We start from the raw sequence: 15,324 nt of genomic DNA on the forward strand, positions 1-15,324 counted from the left end.
CGTTCGCTCGGTTCGGTCGTGAGGTGAGCGGACTGTTCGTCTTGGTAGGTGGGGTGAACGGGCCGTTCGCTCGGTTCGGTCGTGAGGTGAGCGGACTGTTCGTCTTGGTAGGTGGGGTGAACGGGCCGTTCGCTCGGTTCGGTCGTGAGGTGAGCGGACCGTTCGCTTTCGCCCGCGGCGTGAGCAGGCCGGTCGTCCAGGTTGAGCACCAGGTCCGGACGGGCGTCGGCGAGTACCGCTGCGCGGTCGCCGTCCGTCCAGGTTGGTTCGGTGAGCAGGGTCGCGCAGCCCGCGAGATCGGCTCCGAGGAAGTGGGTCAAGCGCGTCAGCGCGTCGCCACCGTCCAAGGCGACTCTGGAGCCGGACGGCAGGAGCTGCGCAGCGCGGCCTGCCCGCGCGAGCAGCTCCTGAGCGTCCAGCGTCGTTCCGGCGTGCGCGACCCGCGAAGCGGGGGAGCGGCCGAGGATCGGCAGCACGCTCAGCCCTCGGCGGTGGCGCGGCGCGCCGAGCCGGTCGGCGTCGCCGGGAGGGCGCGGTGCACCGCGACGGCGACGAGCGAGACGGCGACGAGCTTCACGGCGTCGCCAGGGAGGAACACCAGCGACTGCACCGCGGCCGCGCGCAGGTCGCCGATGACCAGGCCCCAGTACGGGATGCCGATCAGGTAGTCCACGGCGATGCCCGCGACGTTGGCCGCGAGCAGCACGAACAGGCCCGGCTTCGGCAGGCTGCGCTGCACGATGAGGCCGACGACGACCGCCGCCACGACCCAGCCGATCACGAAACCGCCGCTGGGCCCGATGAACGGCGCGAGGCCGCCGCGGCCGCCGGAGAGCAGCGGGAGCCCGATCGCCACCAGGGCGAGGAACAGCAGTGTGGCCGCGCCGCCTCGGCGGGCGCCGAGGATGCTGCCTGCCAGCAGCGGCCCCATGTTCTGGAGCACGATCGGCACCGCCGCGCCGCCGAGGTAGAAGCCGGGGAAGATCCCGAGGACGGCGATGAATGCGGCGAAGACCACAGTCCTGGCCAGGTTCGCGGCGGGCGCGGCTTGGCGTGGTGCGGACACGACGTCTCCCTAGCGGTTGATCGACAACATGGCCGGCCGGCGGCGCTGCCGGAACCGACTTCGTGCCGCGCCCTCGCATCGACTGCCTCCTGCCAGGCGGGAAGCCCTTCCCACCAGCGGTTCTCGTCGAATCGGGCGGCGTCGGCGGCCCGATGAGCGCGGCGAGCCCAACCTACCCGCCAACCCCGCCGAAACAGAAAGCCCAGCGCCGAGTTGTCGATCTCCTACAAAACCCGCGCCCCTGATCGCCGACTTCCTGGATCGGTCCTGGTGAGCACCCGTGAGTCTTTTGGGTCGCTATGGCAGCCCAAAGGACTCACGGCCGGTGACGTCAGGCGAGTCGGTCGCGGAGGCCGGCGATCTCCTGCCGGAACGCGCTGCGGAGTTCGCGGCGCTCGGTGTCGTCGAGCCACGCCGCGTCGACCGCCGCCAGGCAGAGGTCGATCGCGCCGTCCACGTCCAGGCCGAGCGCCGTGACCGCGCCGACGTACACGTCGCCCGGATCCGCGCCGTGCATCGCCGGATCGTCGCTGTGCAGGCTCACCGGCAGCCCGGCGTCGATCATGGCGCGGATGCTCTCGCGGCGCTTCGGCAACCGCGCCTCGTTCGAGCCCGGCTCGCAGACCGTGAACGGCACCGCCGCGTCCCGGCACCTGGCCAGCGCCGCCGGGTCGGCCAGCAGGTTGTAGCCGTGGTCCAGCCGGTCGCAGTGCAGCAGGTCCAGCGCCGTGAGCGCATTGGCCGGCGGGCCGCCGTCCAGCCCCGCGTAGTCCTCGCAGACGTGCGCCGTCCGGTGCAGGCCGGCGTCTTCGGCGAGCCGGTACGCCTCGGCGAAGTTCTCCGGCGGCCCGCTGGGTTCGGCCGCGTCGAGCCCGATGCCGATGACCTCGTCGCGGCGCCAGCGCAGCACGTCGCGCACCATGTCGACCGCGACGGCGGGCGACTCCATGCGGTTGATCGACGGGATTAGGCGGCAGCGCACCCCGAAGTCCTGCTCGGCCTGTCGGATGCCGTCGAGCAACCCGTCCACCAGGTCCGGGTAGGCCACGCCGCCGCGGTAGTGGTCGGTGGGGTTGAAGAACATCTCCCGGTACCGGACGTTGCCCGCCAGGTGGCCCGCCCGCAGCGCCGCGTAGGCCGCCTGCGCGAAGTCCTCCCGCGTCCGCATCGCCTCGGCGACCTGCATGTACCGCTCGATGAACTCGTAGAACTGGCCGAAGTCGTACAGCGACTCCGGTCCGGACGCGGGCAGCTCGACCCCGTTGCGGGTGGCGATCTCCCAGGCCGTTTCGGCCGGGATGGCGCCCACCAGATGGCAGTGCAGTTCGGCCTTCGGCAGCCGGCGCAGGAACTCCTCGAACGAGATCGTCTCCACCTCAGACCTCCGCCGCGGCGGAGGACAGCCGTCGCAGGGCACCGCGCACGACCTCCGGGTCGTGGGTGGTCCAGAACGGCGGCAGCGAGGCGCGCAGGAAGCCGCCGTAGCGCGCCGTGGCCAGGCGCGGATCCAGCACCGCGATCACGCCGCGGTCGTTCGGCGAGCGCAGCAGCCGCCCGGCGCCCTGCGCCAGCAGCAGCGCGGCGTGCGTGCCCGCCACCGTGATGAACCCGTTGCCGCCGCGCTCGGAAACCGCCTTCTGGCGGGCCGAGGCGAGCGGATCGTCCGGCCGCGGGAACGGAATCCGGTCCATGATGACCAGCTGCAGCGAATCACCCGGCACGTCCACGCCCTGCCACAGCGACAAGGTGCCGAACAGCGACGTCTCCGGATCTTCGGAGAACCTGCGGACCAGGAGCGCGGTCGCGTCGTCACCCTGGCACAGCACCGGTGTGCTCAGCCGTTCGCGCAGTTCTTCCGAAGCCTGCTTGGCGGCGCGCATCGACGAGAACAACCCGAGCGTGCGCCCGCCCGCGGCCTGCACCAATTCGGTCAGCTCGTCCAGGTACTGCGGCGGCAGCCCGTCGCGGCCCGGGGGCGGCAGGTGGCGGGCGATGTAGAGGATGCCGCTGCGCTGGTGCTCGAACGGCGAACCCACGTCCAGTCCGGTCCACTTCGGACCGCCGGTGTCGGACGGAACTTCCTTCGCGGTGGCCATCCCGGCGGCGGCTTGGGTCTTCTGCTGCGGCGGCAGGCCCCACTGCCGGGCGAGCGTGTCGAACGAGCCGCCGAGCGCCAGCGTCGCCGACGTCAGGACCGTGGTCCGCTGCCCGAAGAGCCGTTCCCGCAGCAGCGCGCCGACTCCCAGCGGCGCGACGCGCACGGTCGGCGGGCGGTTCGGCTCCGCCGACACCCACACGACGTCGTGCTGCTTGTCGTCGTCGAAGGCCTCCAGCAGCCGGACCGCGGTGTCGTGGACCTCCTCGGTGACGGCGTGCGCGAGCTTGCGCGCCGTGCTGCCCTCGGCGTCTTCCTTGCGTTCCGGGCCGAGCGCGTTGATGCACGCCCACGCCGCGTCGCGGGTCACCGTCAGGGCGCCGCCGAGATCCTGTGGAAGTTCTTCCAGCCGACCGGGATTCGCCGCCTGCAGCACCAGGTCCAGGCCTTCGGCCGCCTCGTCGAGCCGGTCGGCGATCTCCTCGTCGATGGCCCGCCCGCAGCGGCGCGCCGCGAGCTTCACCGCGCCCGCGGTCAGCTCGCCGGTGGCCGCCGAGGTCACCCGGTCCACCAGGTCGTGCGCCTCGTCGACGAGGACGACGTCGTGGTCCGGCAGCACCGGCCGGTCGTCCAGCGCGTCGATGGCCAGCAGCGCGTGGTTCGTCACGACGATGTCGGCGCGGCCGGCCTCGGCCCTGGCGCGCTCGGCGAAGCAGTCGACGCCCACCGGGCAGCGGTGCACGCCGAGGCATTCCTTGGCGGTGACCGACATCTGCCGCCAGGCCTGGTCGGTGACGCCGGGCACGAGCTCGTCGCGGTCGCCGGTCTCGGTCTCGGTGGCCCACTCCTGGATCCGCTTCACCTGCCGCTCCAGCGCGGACGCGGCGAAGGCGTCGAACAGCGCGCCGTCGTCGGGCTCCTCGGGAGCGTTGCCGTGCACGCGGTTGAGGCACAGGTAGTTGCGGCGGCCCTTGAGGATCGCGAAGGTCGGGCGGCGGCCGATCGCCTCGGCGAGAGCGGCGGAAAGCCGGGGGAGATCCCGGTCGACGAGCTGGCGTTGCAGGGCGATCGTCGCGGTCGAGACGACCACCGTGGTGCCCTCGGCGACGGCGTGCCGGATCGCGGGGACCAGGTACGCCAGCGACTTCCCGGTGCCGGTGCCGGCCTGCACGGCCAGGTGCTCGCCGGAGCCGATGGAGTGCTCGACGGCCGCGGCCATCCTGGCCTGGCCCTCGCGCGGCACGCCCCCGACCGCCGTGATCGCGGTCTCCAGCAGCGTCGCCAGGTCCGGGATGTCCTGCTTGGGCTTGGCCGTCAGCGGGAGTTCCGGCGCCTCCCGCTTGCCCACCTTGGCGAGGTCGGCGGCGATCTCCGGTGGTAGCTCGTCGTCTTCGTCGGGCTCGAACGCAACCGGGTCAGACCATCGCGGGACAGAGGTGGGCACGAGAAGAAACTACCGCGCACCCCTGTCGACGAGCCCCGATGCCCCGCGCTACCGGAGTCGCTGCGCGAACCGGGCGCGGAGGGGCTCGTAGTCGTGGCCGGGGAAGATCTCCGGCAAGACCTGCAGCATCGTGGTGAGGCGCTTCCGCGCGTGCAGATACGCATCGTCATGCAGCTGGACGTCTGCGAAGAGGTGCTGCCAGCCGTAGACGCCCTTCGTGACCAGCAGGTTGTCGAAGTACTCGGCGTAGCCGATGTCGAGGCGCTGGAAACCGTGGGCGATCGTGAAGTACCAGAGCTCCGGGAAGGGGACGTGCGACTGGGCTCGCATCGCGACGAATCCGCCGCCTTGAGGCTGGTCGTCGATCATGCGCAGCTCGCGTGCGAGGCTGCGATCGCTCTCCTCGGGGAAGTCCTCCGCGATCTCAAGGGGACCGGCGCTCACCTCGGAGTACAGGTGCGAAAGTTTGAACTCGCCGGTCAGGTTGGGAAGTTCGTCGTCGGTCTGCCACAGGCACGACAAACTCCGGAAGCGCGGGAAACGGCTCTGCAGGGCCGGGTCGAGGGCGAGCTCGTAGCGTCGCGCGAGCTTCTCGAAGACCGTCGGGACGTCTCCGTAGGCCTGCACAACCCGCCCCACCTCGTCTTCGAGCACCTCGATGGCCGGTGAATTCCGCAGGTCTTCCAGCATGTTCAGGTAGCGCTGCTCGTACTCGGTCAGTTCTGCGGCCATGCCCTCGCTCGGTCCTCTCAGGTGACGCTTCGACCGAGCCGACGGTAGTCATCCCATGCCGGTGCCGTGGCCCTTTTCCGGGGCCGGGCGATGACCGACCGAAGCGTGATCGCGGAGAAACGGGCGGGATACCTGACTAGGCGCTGTCTCTGCAGGTCAAGGCCCGTGAGTGTTTTGGGTTGCTATAGCGACCCAAAACACTCACGGGCCTTGACCAGCGGAAACGTGGCTACCGGACAACCGGTTCGCCGATGAGGTTCACGCCTGCCGAGTCCAGCTCCGACAGGGCCGCGTCGACCGTTTCGCGGGACACACCCGCCGTGAGTTCCAGGAGCACCGTGGTGTCCAGGCCCGCTCGGACCGCGTCGAGCGCCGTGGCTCGGACGCAGTGGTCCGTGGCGATGCCCACGACGTCGACCCGGCGGACGCCGTGGTCGGCCAGCCAGTCGCGCAGCGGCCGGTCCCGGAGGTCGATGCCCTCGAAGCCGGAATAGCCGTCGCTGTACTGGCCCTTCGAGAACACCGCCTCCACCGGGCCCACGTCCAGCTCCGGGTGGAACGCCGCGCCCGGCGTGCCCGCCACGCAGTGCCGCGGCCAGGAGCGGACGAAGTCCGGCTCGTCGCTGAAGTGCGCGCCCGGATCGATGTGGTAGTCGCGGGTGGCCACCACGTGGTCGTGGTCGAATCCCGCGAGGTACCGCGAGATCTCCGCCGCCACGCCCGCGCCACCGGCCACCGCCAGCGAGCCGCCCTCGCAGAAGTCGATCTGCACGTCCACGATGATCAACGCCTTGGTCATCACGTCCCCCTCACGCCGCTACCGCAATTCTGAAGCGCCACCAGGCCCGGCGGGAAGCTCAGGCCTCGTGGAAGACCGTCGGGATCGCCGGTTCGCCGTGCGAGAGCTTGAGCCCCTCCCACGGCAGGGTCACCAGCGCGTGCCGCAGCCGCTGCCGGTCGTCCTCCAGCGTCGGCACGCCGTCGGCCCGCTTCCCGTCGCGGATCAACGGGATCTGCAGGAACCGGTCGTGCGGCCCGAGCACCGGCTCGGCGGCGCCCGGCGCGACCTGGAACACGACCTCCTCCACGGCGGTGCCGGTCTCCTTGTACCGCCGCACCGCGGCCTTGCGGCCGCCGCGCGACGTCTTGTGCGAGCTGCGCTTCGCGACCGGCCGGCCCTCGACCTCCACCAGCTTGTAGACCATCTCGGCGGTCGGCGCACCGGAGCCGGTGACCAGCGACGTGCCCACCCCGTAGCCGTCGACCGGCTCGGCGCGCAGCGCGGCGATGGCGTACTCGTCGAGGTCGCCGGAGACGACGATCCGGGTGCCCGTCGCGCCGAGCCCGTCGAGCTGGTCGCGGGCCTGCTGGGCGAGCACGCCGACGTCGCCGGAGTCGATCCGGACCGCGCCCAGCCCGGTCCCGGCGACCTCCACCGCGAGCTCGATGCCGCGGGTGATGTCGTAGGTGTCGACGAGCAGCGTGGTGCCGGTGCCGAGCGAGGCGATCTGCGATTCGAAGGCGGCGCGCTCGGAATCGTGCAGCAGGGTGAACGCGTGCGCCGCCGTGCCCGCGGTCGGGATGCCGTAGCGGCGGCCCGCCTCCAGGTTCGAGGTGGCGGTGAAACCGGCCAGGTAGGCGATCCGCGCCGCCGCCACGGCCGCTTCCTCGTGGGTGCGCCGCGAGCCCATCTCGATCATCCGCCGGCCGTTGGCCGCCGACACCATCCGGGCCGCCGCGGCGGCGATCGCGCTGTCGTGGTTGAGGATCGACAGCACCAGCGTCTCCAGCACCACGGCCTCGGCGAACGTGCCGCGCACGGTCAGCAGCGGGGAGCCGGGGAAGAACAGTTCGCCCTCGGGATAGCCGTCGACCTGCCCCTGGAACCGGTAGTCGCGCAGCCACTCCAGGGTCGCGTCGTCGACGACGCGGGTAGCGGCGAGCTGTTCGAGTTCCGCCTCGCCGAACCGGAAGTTCTCGATCGCGTCCAGCACCCGGCCGGTGCCGCCGGTGACCCCGTAGCGGCGGCCGTCCGGCAGCCGCCGGGTGAACACCTCGAAGGTGCACGGGCGGTGCGCGGTGCCGTCCTGCAGCGCGCTCGCGAGCATCGTCAGCTCGTACTGGTCCGTCAGCAGCGCGGTGCTACCCGTCGGAGAGCTCATGTCGCAGAGATTACGTGGTGGTCGGCGCCCGCCCGCAGCGCGAACCCCGTGCGTGCCGGGTTTGCCCGTGCGGTCGACACCGCCGTGACGGCCGCGTGCGACGATGGACGCATGACCTCGCCCGCTGAAATCGAGCGCGCGCAACTCGAACCGGACGCACTCGGTTCCGAGGACAAGCCGTGGGTGACTGTGGTGTGGAACGACCCGGTCAACCTGATGTCCTACGTGACCTACGTGCTCCAGAAGATCTTCGGTTACACCCGGGATCATGCGACGAAGTTGATGCTGGACGTGCACCACAAGGGCAAGGCGGTGGTTTCCTCGGGCTCCAAGGAGAAGGTCGAGGGAGACGTGGCGAAGCTGCATGCCGCCGGCCTGTGGGCGACGATGCAGAAGGATTCCTGAGTGGAAGGCTGGACCCGCAAGAACGGTCACGTGCTGGCCGAGCTGTCGCAGCAGGAAGCCGCGGTCATCCGGGGCCTGGTAGGGCAGCTCAAGGACATGCTCGACGCCCGCAACGACGAGGCGCCGAAGGACGAGCTGGCCGAGCTGACCGGCATCCGCACCGGGCCGACGACTCCGCCGGAGGACCGCGTGCTGGCGCGGCTGCTGCCGGACTTCTACCGGCGCGACCCGATCACCGGCGAGACCGACGAGGAGGAGTCGGACGCGGCCGGCGCGATGCGGTCGCTGCACGAGCCGGGGCTGCTGGAGGCCAAGACCGGGGTCGCCGCGATGGTGCTGGAGACGTGTCCGCCGATGGGCGGCCGGGTCAAGCTGACCGGTGAGCAGGCCGATGGGTGGCTGGCGGCGCTCAACGACGTCCGGCTGGCGCTGGGCACGGCGCTGGACGTGGCCGAGGACATGCCGGAGGACTTGCCCGACGACGACATGCGCCGCGAGCACCTGGGCGTCTACCAGTGGCTCACCTGGGTCCAGGACAGCCTCGTCGGCGCCATGATGGCGTGACCTGAGCCCGGCGCCGGGAATTCCCGGGCGCCACCTGCATCAGCCCTTGGCAACGTGAACGAGATCACGTAGCCTCCCCTCGATCCAAGAACGTGAATTTGGTTCGCATTCATCGAGGAGTGCAGGCCCATGCCCGTTGCCAGGAGACGGGTGCTGGCCGCCGCCGCGGCGGCACCGCTGGTCGCTTCGGCGCTCGGCGGCACCAGCGCCGCCGCTGAACCCGCCCGCCATACCGGCGCCTACCTGGTCGGTCGGGGCATCGCCGACGTGACCGGCCCGGCCGCCGAGAACGGCATGATGGGCTACTCGATGCCCCAGCAGCAGACCGCGGGCATCCACCTGCGCACCCTCGCGCGCGCGTTCATCGTTGACGACGGCGACAAGCGCATCGTGTTCGTCACCGCCGAGCTCGGCGCGCTGTTCCAGTCGGTGCACCAAGGAGTTCTGCGCAAGCTCGCCGAAACCTACGGCGAGCTCTACACCGAGCAGAACGTGCTGCTCAACGCCACGCACACGCACGCCGCGTGCGGCGGCGACTCGCACTACGCCGCCTACGACCTGTCGATCCTCGGTTTCCAGGAGCAGACCTACAACGCCGTCGTGGACGGGATCATCGAGGCGATCTCCCGGGCGCACGACGACCTCAAACCCGGCACCATGCACCTGGGCAGGGCCGTGCTGACCGATGCCAGCGTGAACCGGTCGCGCAGCGCGTTCGATCTCAATCCCCAAGCGGACAAGGACCACTTCCCGCTGGCCATCGATCCGGCGGTGACCGTGCTGCGCTTCGCGCAGGGCAGCCGGGACGTCGGCGCGATCACCTGGTTCGCCACCCACGGCACCTCGATGACCAACGAGAACCTGCTGATCAGCTCGGACAACAAGGGCTACGCCGCGTTCGCCTGGGAACGGCTCGGGGACGACTTCGTCGCCTGCTTCGCGCAGACCAACGCCGGCGACATGTCGCCCAACCTCAACCTGTCGCCCGGCTCCGGCCCGACCGACGACGAGTTCGAGAACACCCGGATCATCGGCGACCGCCAGTTCCACGCCGCCAAGCGCGCTTTCGACGCGGCGCAGGAGCAGATCGACGGCGCGGTGGACCACCGGATGTGCTTCGTGGACCTGTCGAAGGTCACTGTGGACGGTCGGTTCACCCCGGACGGCGAGCAGCGCACCACCTGCACCGCGGCGATCGGCGTGTCCATGCTCGCCGGAAGTCGCGAGGACGGCCCCGGCCTCCCGATCCCCGAAGGCATCCGCAATCCGTTCCTGGACTGGCTCGGCGGCGCGGACGCGCCGATCCCGCAGGGGCTGGCCGACGCGCAGGCGCCCAAACCGATCGCGGTGCCGTTCGGGGCGATGAAGCCCTACCCGTGGTGCCCGGAAGTGCTGCCGCTGCAACTGATCCGGATCGGCCAGCTGCACCTGGTGGCCGGTCCCGCCGAGTTCACCATCGTGGCCGGGCTGCGGATCCGCCGCGCGGTCGCCGACGAACTGGGCGTGCCGCTGGAGAACGTGCTGATGCAGGGCTACGCCAACGCGTACAGCCAATACGTGACCACGCCGGAGGAATACGACGCGCAGCAGTACGAAGGCGCCTCGACCCTGTTCGGCCGGTACACGCTGCCCGCCTACCAGCAGGAGTTCACCCGGCTTGCCGCCGCGATGCGCTCCGGGAGCTCGGTCCCGACGGGGCCGACACCGCGCGACCTGCGCGGCAAGCTGATCAACTTCCAGCCCGGCGTGGTCTTCGACGACAAGCCGCTGGGCCGCGAATTCGGCGACGTGCTCACCGAACCCGCCAACCGCTACCGGCGCGGCGACCAGGCCTCGGCGGTGTTCGTGACCGGGCATCCGAAGAACGACCTGCGCCGCGGCGGCACCTTCGCCGAGGTGCAACGCCAGGTGGACGGCGGATGGCGGCGCGTGGCCGACGACCGGCACTGGTCGACGAAGTACCGCTGGGCGCGCAGTGGCGTCGCGACCTCGACGGCGACCATCACCTGGGACGTCCCGCCCAACGCCCCGGCCGGCCGCTACCGGATCGTCCGCCACGGCAACTGGAAGAACGGCTGGGACGGCTCGATCAACGCCTTCACCGGCACCACGCAGACCTTCGTGGTCGCCTGACGTCGCTGGGGAATCCCGATTTCAGGCAAAATCGGGATGCCGTCGGGTCAGCCGTGGAGGTCGCGGTAGGCGCGTTCGGCTCCCGGGTGCAGCGGCACCGCGCCGGTGCCGATCAGGTTCCGGACGTCCAGGAACTGGGTGCCCACCGTCTGCTGCGGGACCAGGAACGGCGCGCGGAGCACCAGGACCCGGACCACCGCTTCAGCCAGATCTTCGGGGAGTTCCGGGGTGCAGGCCAGGATGTTGGGCACGCCGACCGTCGGGATCCGGCTGGTCCGTCGGTAGGCGCCGGGCGGCACCAGCACCGGGTCGCACAGCGGGCCGCAGCCGGCCTCCGCCGCATCGAGCGGCAGCAGGCGGATGCCGACCCGGTCGTCGAGCGTCTTGAGCACCGGCGTCGGCAGGCCGCCGGACCACAGCAGCGCATCGATCCGGCCGCGTTCCAGCGCCGCGATCGCTTCTTCCAGCGGCAGCGATTCGCGGCGAACCCCGGGATGCGCCGCGAGCAGGTGCGCCCCCAGCAACGCGGTCCCGGACTTCGGCGCACCGATCGACACCGTGCGTCCGGCCAGCTCGGCGAGGCTGTGCACGGAACTGTCGGCCAGCACGACGAGCTGCGTGTAGTTCTCGTACACCTGGCCAAGGGCGCGCAGCAGAACCCGCGGGCCGAGATCGCCGTTCTGCGCCGCCGCCGCGGTGTGCGTGAGCACCATGCCCAGATCGGCCAGCCCGTCGCGCAGCAGCTCGACGTTGGCGACGCTGCCCTGGCTGCTCAACACCGACATCCGCAGGCCAGGCACCGCCGCGGACACCTCGGCGGCCAGCTGACCGGCGAAGGCGGTGTAGAAGCCGCCCGGCTCGCCGGCGGCGATGCGGAGCGTGCGCTCGGGAGTCCGCCCGGTGCAGGCGCTGACCAGCCCGGCACCGGCGAGCGCGAGCAGGGCGCGGCGGCGCATCACGCCTCCTCCCGGACCGGCAGGTCGAGCCGGACCGACAGCCCGTGCGGCCGGACGGGCTCGATCCGCAGCGAGCCGCCGCGGGCGGTCACCAGGCGGTCGGCGATGGCCAGCCCGAGCCCGGATCCGCGGCTGCCGCGATGCCGGCCGGCGCGCCAGAAGCGTTGCGCGGCAAGAGATATCTCCTCGCCGGACAGGCCGGGGCCGGTGTCGCTGACGGTGAGCGTGCAGCTGCCGGGCCCGGCCTCGCAGCGCACCGACACGGTCGCTGCCGATCCCGCGTACTTGATGGCGTTGTCCAGCAGGATGTCGAGGATCTGGGCGAGGTCGTCGACCGGCAGGTCCGCCTCGGCGTGGTCGAGCCGGGTCTCGGCGAACCGGACTCCGGCGGCCTCGGCGGCCGGCCGCCACGCCTCGATCCGGTCGGTCACCACCGCCGCCACGTCGCATGGCTCCACCGCGGACTCGTCGGGTTCGCGATCGGCCGTGGCCAGCGCCAGCAGCCGGTCCAGCAGCGACTCCAGGCGGTCCACTTCGTCCAAAGTGGACCGGTAGGTCTGCGTTCCTTCCGGCGTGATCCGCCGTTCCAGCGCGTCGACCCGCAAGCGCAGCGCGGCCATCGGGTTGCGCAGCTGGTGCGACGCGTCCGCGACGAGGCGCCGCTGCTGCTCCTCGGCGTCCGCGACCGCCTCCGACATGCGGTTGAACGACACCGCCAGCTCCCGCAGCTCCGGCGGGCCGGCGTCCTCCGGCACCCGCGAGCGGCGCGATCCGGCGCCCACCGCGCGCACTCCGGCCCACAACTCCGCCAGCGGCCGCAGGATCCACCGGGCCAGCACCAACGCCAGCAGCCCGCACACCACCAAGGCGCTCAGCGCGCCCGACGCGATCAGCGCCCACTGCCCGGCGATGTCCTGCGTGGCGTGCTGCACCGAGGCGCGCAGGACGACCGCGCCGGTCACCCGCGTGCCGTCACCGACCGGCCGGTACCGGATCAACTCGCCCTCGGACCAGGGCCGCAGCCACCGCACCGGCCCGGCCAGCTCGTTGCGCAGCGCCTTGTCGATCGACTCGGCGACGTCGGCGGCGCGCATGCCGCCGGTTTCCACGACCGGCACGCGGTTCGTGTCGACCACCACCAGCGGTTCGCCGTAGAGCTCCGCGTAGCGGCCGGCCTCGGCGCGCAGCTGGTTGGTGTCGCCGGTGCTGAACGCGTGGTCGGCGAGCGCGGCGAACCGGTCGAGGTCGGCGGTGCGGGCGAGCACCAGCTGCTGCGTCCGCTCCGCGGCGGTGGCGCGCAGCAGCGGAGCGGCGAACCCGGCCACCGCGAGGACCGAGAAGGTGAGCAGCACCAGCAACAACCGTCGGCGCATCAGCCGTCACCGAGCCTGGTCACGGGGCCGTGCGTACTTTTTGCTGCTATGGCGACACAACACACGCACGGCTCCGTACCTGCGGGAACGCGCCAGTAGGAGTGCTCACCGGTTCACTCTCCGAATCGGTAGCCGAAGCCGCGGATCGTCACCAGCAGCTCCGGGCGGCCCAGCTTGGCGCGCAGCTGCGCGATGTGCACGTCCAGGGACCGCGAGACCGCCAGGTAGGCGTCGCCCCAGACCTCGTCCATCAGGCGCTGCCTGTTCACCGCGCTGCCCACCTCGCCGGCCAGCACCGCGAGCACGTCGAACTCCTTCGGCGTCAGCTCCACGTCGCGGTCGCCGACCTGCACCCGGCGGGTTCGCAGGTCCACCAGCACGTCGCCGACCCGGACTTCGTCGGCGGCCGCGGCCGCCGGGCGGCCGCGCCGGGCAACCGCCTCGATGCGGGCCAGCAGCTCCGCCATCCGCACCGGTTTGACCAGGTAGTCGTCCGCGCCGGAACGCAGGCCGCGGACCACCATCCGCTCCTCGCCGCGGGCGGTCAGCACCACCACCGGGATCGACCCGATGCGGCGGAGCTTCCGCAGCACGTCCAGGCCATCGGCGTCCGGCAGCCCCAGGTCGAGCAGCACCAGGTCGTGATCCCGGTGCCGGGTCAGCGCGTCCGCGCCGCGCGAGACCCGGGTGGGCTGGTGGCCGTGCGCGGCGAGGACGTCGACGAGCGCGTTCGCCACGCCGTCGTCGTCCTCGACGAGAAGCACGCGCACCGGCCACCTCCGAAAGCTCCGCCCAGAGTATGGCGACGCGCCGGATCAGCCCTCCAGACGGGAGTCCTTCGACGTCTCGCGCATCCGCAGGTACACGATCAGCGAGATCAGCACGCAGCCCGAGACGTACCAGAAGAACACCTGCTCCATGCCCGCGAGCTTCAGCCACAGCGCCACGTACTCCGAGGTGCCGCCGAAGATCGCCACCGTCAGCGCGTAGGGCAGGCCGACGCCGAGCGCGCGGATGTTGGTCGGGAACAGCTCCGCCTTCACGATCGCGTTGATCGAGGTGTAGCCGGTGACGATCACCAGGCCGCCCATCATCAGCGCGAACGCCGTGACCGGGTCCTGCGTCGCGCCGAGCAGCGTCATGATCGGCACGGTCAGCACGGTGCCGCACACGCCGAAGGCCAACAGCAGCCAGCGGCGGCCGATGCGGTCCGACAGCGCGCCCGCCAGCGGCTGCAGGAACAGGAACACCAGCAGCGCCAGGAAGTTGATCCAGGCGACGGTGCCCTTGTCGATGCCCGAGGTCGCCACCATGTACTTCTGCAGGTAGGTCGTGTACGTGTAGAACGCCACGGTGCCGCCGAGGGTCAGGCCGACGACGAGCAGGCACTCCTTGGGATGCTGCAGCAGCGCCTTGACGGTGCCGCGCGACTGGTTGCCCTCCGAGGTCTTCTTGTAGCTCTCGGTCTCGTCCATGCCGCGGCGTAGCCACATCACGATCACCGCGCCGATCGCGCCGATCGCGAACGGGATCCGCCAGCCCCACGAATCCATCTGCTCGTTGGTGAGCACCAGGAGCAGCACGATCTGCACGCCCAGCGCGGTGAGCTGCCCGGCGACGAGCGTGACGTACTGGAAGCTGGAGTAGAAGCCGCGCTTGCTCGCGGTGGCGACCTCCGACAGGTAAGTCGCCGACGTCGCGTACTCGCCGCCGACCGACAGTCCCTGCACCAGCCGGGCGAACACGAGCAGCAGCGGAGCTGCGAGGCCGATCGTGTTGTAGCTCGGCGTCAGCGCGATCACCAGCGAGCCGCAGGCCATCAGCGTCACCGAGAGCGTCAGCGCGGCGCGGCGGCCGAAGCGGTCCGCGTAGCGGCCGAGCAGCCAGCCGCCGAGCGGGCGCATCAGGAAGCCGATGGCGAACACGCCCGCGGTGTTGAGCAGCTGGGCGGTCAGGTCGCCCTTCGGGAAGAACGCCGCCGCGAAGTACACGCTGAACGCGGTGTAGGCGTACCAGTCGTACCACTCGATCAAGTTGCCGATCGAGCCGCGAATGACGTTGGCGACCACCCGGCGCTCGCCACCGGAGCGCGCCGCAGCGTCGCGGCCGTGCACCTCAGTTGACATCCGTCCTCCTCCTAGTGAACGGACTCACAGTGCGGAGGCGGGGGATCGACAACAAGAACGGCGGCGCTTCCTTTACGTCTGGTTAACGTGATGCCAACGTGAGTGATCACGATGTGCCGTTGGCAACGGGGCCGTGCAGTGTGCGGTTGGCAACGGGGCCGTGAGTCTTTTGGGCGGCGAGTTCCAGGACGTCGACGGCGCCTACGCCGCGGTGGTGAACAACGTTGAGGACTTTCTTGCCAAGGCGTGCGTAACCAGTTGATGATCG

The 15,324-nt window shown here is 71.1% G+C and carries 13 protein-coding genes and 1 pseudogene; 3 read left to right on the plus strand and 11 right to left on the minus strand.

Translation table 11 applies throughout. The features are described 5' to 3' along the window. From AB0I53_RS45180 to AB0I53_RS45210, 7 genes and pseudogenes are all read right to left on the minus strand, one after another. Positions 1–476: pseudogene (locus AB0I53_RS45180) on the minus strand (hypothetical protein); the annotation flags it as partial. A gap of 2 nt (positions 477–478) precedes the next feature. Continuing rightward, positions 479–1,066, minus strand: a complete 588-nt coding sequence (locus AB0I53_RS45185; protein WP_358616177.1) for a biotin transporter BioY — start codon at positions 1,064–1,066, stop codon at positions 479–481. Positions 1,067–1,397: 331 nt separating this feature from the next. After that, on the minus strand, positions 1,398–2,441 hold the full coding sequence (gene add, locus AB0I53_RS45190; protein ID WP_358616179.1) for an adenosine deaminase: 1,044 nt from the start codon (positions 2,439–2,441) through the stop codon (positions 1,398–1,400). A 1-nt stretch (position 2,442) separates the two neighbouring features. Then, the gene (locus AB0I53_RS45195; RefSeq protein ID WP_358616208.1) at positions 2,443–4,380 is read right to left on the minus strand and encodes an ATP-dependent DNA helicase; all 1,938 of its coding nucleotides are present in this window, start codon (positions 4,378–4,380) and stop codon (positions 2,443–2,445) included. A 273-nt stretch (positions 4,381–4,653) separates the two neighbouring features. Next, entirely contained in the window at positions 4,654–5,337 is a 684-nt protein-coding gene (locus AB0I53_RS45200; protein ID WP_358616182.1) for a hypothetical protein, read from the minus strand. Between the two features lie 229 nt (positions 5,338–5,566). Continuing rightward, positions 5,567–6,136 carry an isochorismatase family protein gene (locus AB0I53_RS45205; protein WP_358616184.1) on the minus strand — a complete coding sequence of 190 codons (570 nt, stop codon included), beginning with the start codon at positions 6,134–6,136 and terminating at the stop codon, positions 5,567–5,569. Positions 6,137–6,194: 58 nt separating this feature from the next. Then, positions 6,195–7,499 (minus strand): nicotinate phosphoribosyltransferase, encoded by a 1,305-nt coding sequence (locus AB0I53_RS45210; protein ID WP_358616187.1) that lies wholly within the window; start codon positions 7,497–7,499, stop codon positions 6,195–6,197. Positions 7,500–7,610: 111 nt separating this feature from the next. On the opposite strand from AB0I53_RS45210, the gene clpS reads away from it, so the two are divergent. The 3 genes from clpS (at position 7,611) to AB0I53_RS45225 (ending at position 10,601) form a co-directional block, all read left to right on the plus strand. Beyond that, positions 7,611–7,904, plus strand: coding sequence for an ATP-dependent Clp protease adapter ClpS (gene clpS, locus AB0I53_RS45215; protein WP_358616189.1), 294 nt, complete (start codon positions 7,611–7,613; stop codon positions 7,902–7,904). Then, positions 7,905–8,468 (plus strand): DUF2017 domain-containing protein, encoded by a 564-nt coding sequence (locus tag AB0I53_RS45220; RefSeq protein ID WP_358616192.1) that lies wholly within the window; start codon positions 7,905–7,907, stop codon positions 8,466–8,468. 129 nt (positions 8,469–8,597) lie between these two features. Beyond that, a complete protein-coding gene (locus AB0I53_RS45225; protein ID WP_358616195.1) occupies positions 8,598–10,601 on the plus strand; it encodes a neutral/alkaline ceramidase in 2,004 nt (667 codons plus the stop codon). 47 nt (positions 10,602–10,648) lie between these two features. Here the strand turns inward: AB0I53_RS45225 and AB0I53_RS45230 are convergent, their stop codons facing one another. The 4 genes from AB0I53_RS45230 to AB0I53_RS45245 form a co-directional block, all read right to left on the minus strand. Further along, complete coding sequence (locus AB0I53_RS45230) at positions 10,649–11,557, minus strand: TAXI family TRAP transporter solute-binding subunit (protein WP_358616198.1); 909 nt, start codon at positions 11,555–11,557, stop codon at positions 10,649–10,651. Continuing rightward, the gene (locus AB0I53_RS45235) at positions 11,557–12,930 is read right to left on the minus strand and encodes a HAMP domain-containing sensor histidine kinase (protein WP_358616201.1); all 1,374 of its coding nucleotides are present in this window, start codon (positions 12,928–12,930) and stop codon (positions 11,557–11,559) included. The genes AB0I53_RS45230 and AB0I53_RS45235 overlap by 1 nt, the downstream gene beginning before the upstream one ends. 113 nt (positions 12,931–13,043) lie before the next feature. Continuing rightward, positions 13,044–13,700 carry a response regulator transcription factor gene (locus tag AB0I53_RS45240; protein WP_358616203.1) on the minus strand — a complete coding sequence of 219 codons (657 nt, stop codon included), beginning with the start codon at positions 13,698–13,700 and terminating at the stop codon, positions 13,044–13,046. A gap of 45 nt (positions 13,701–13,745) precedes the next feature. Continuing rightward, the gene (locus AB0I53_RS45245) at positions 13,746–15,056 is read right to left on the minus strand and encodes an MFS transporter (protein WP_358616206.1); all 1,311 of its coding nucleotides are present in this window, start codon (positions 15,054–15,056) and stop codon (positions 13,746–13,748) included. Positions 15,057–15,324: the final 268 nt, after the last annotated feature.

Source organism: Saccharopolyspora sp. NPDC050389, assembly GCF_040655595.1.
Taxonomy (GTDB): Bacteria; Actinomycetota; Actinomycetes; order Mycobacteriales; family Pseudonocardiaceae; genus Saccharopolyspora.

Excerpts from the sequence above, each read along its gene's own strand:
- AB0I53_RS45235 (WP_358616201.1), bottom strand. The coding sequence starts at position 12,930 with ATGCGCCGACGGTTGTTGCTGGTGCTGCTCACCTTCTCGGTCCTCGCG.
- AB0I53_RS45230 (WP_358616198.1), bottom strand. The coding sequence starts at position 11,557 with ATGCGCCGCCGCGCCCTGCTCGCGCTCGCCGGTGCCGGGCTGGTCAGC.
- AB0I53_RS45200 (WP_358616182.1), bottom strand. The coding sequence starts at position 5,337 with ATGGCCGCAGAACTGACCGAGTACGAGCAGCGCTACCTGAACATGCTG.
- AB0I53_RS45225 (WP_358616195.1), top strand. The coding sequence starts at position 8,598 with ATGCCCGTTGCCAGGAGACGGGTGCTGGCCGCCGCCGCGGCGGCACCG.
- AB0I53_RS45205 (WP_358616184.1), bottom strand. The coding sequence starts at position 6,136 with ATGACCAAGGCGTTGATCATCGTGGACGTGCAGATCGACTTCTGCGAG.
- AB0I53_RS45210 (WP_358616187.1), bottom strand. The coding sequence starts at position 7,499 with ATGAGCTCTCCGACGGGTAGCACCGCGCTGCTGACGGACCAGTACGAG.
- AB0I53_RS45195 (WP_358616208.1), bottom strand. The coding sequence starts at position 4,380 with ATGGCCGCGGCCGTCGAGCACTCCATCGGCTCCGGCGAGCACCTGGCC.
- AB0I53_RS45245 (WP_358616206.1), bottom strand. The coding sequence starts at position 15,056 with ATGTCAACTGAGGTGCACGGCCGCGACGCTGCGGCGCGCTCCGGTGGC.
- clpS (WP_358616189.1), top strand. The coding sequence starts at position 7,611 with ATGACCTCGCCCGCTGAAATCGAGCGCGCGCAACTCGAACCGGACGCA.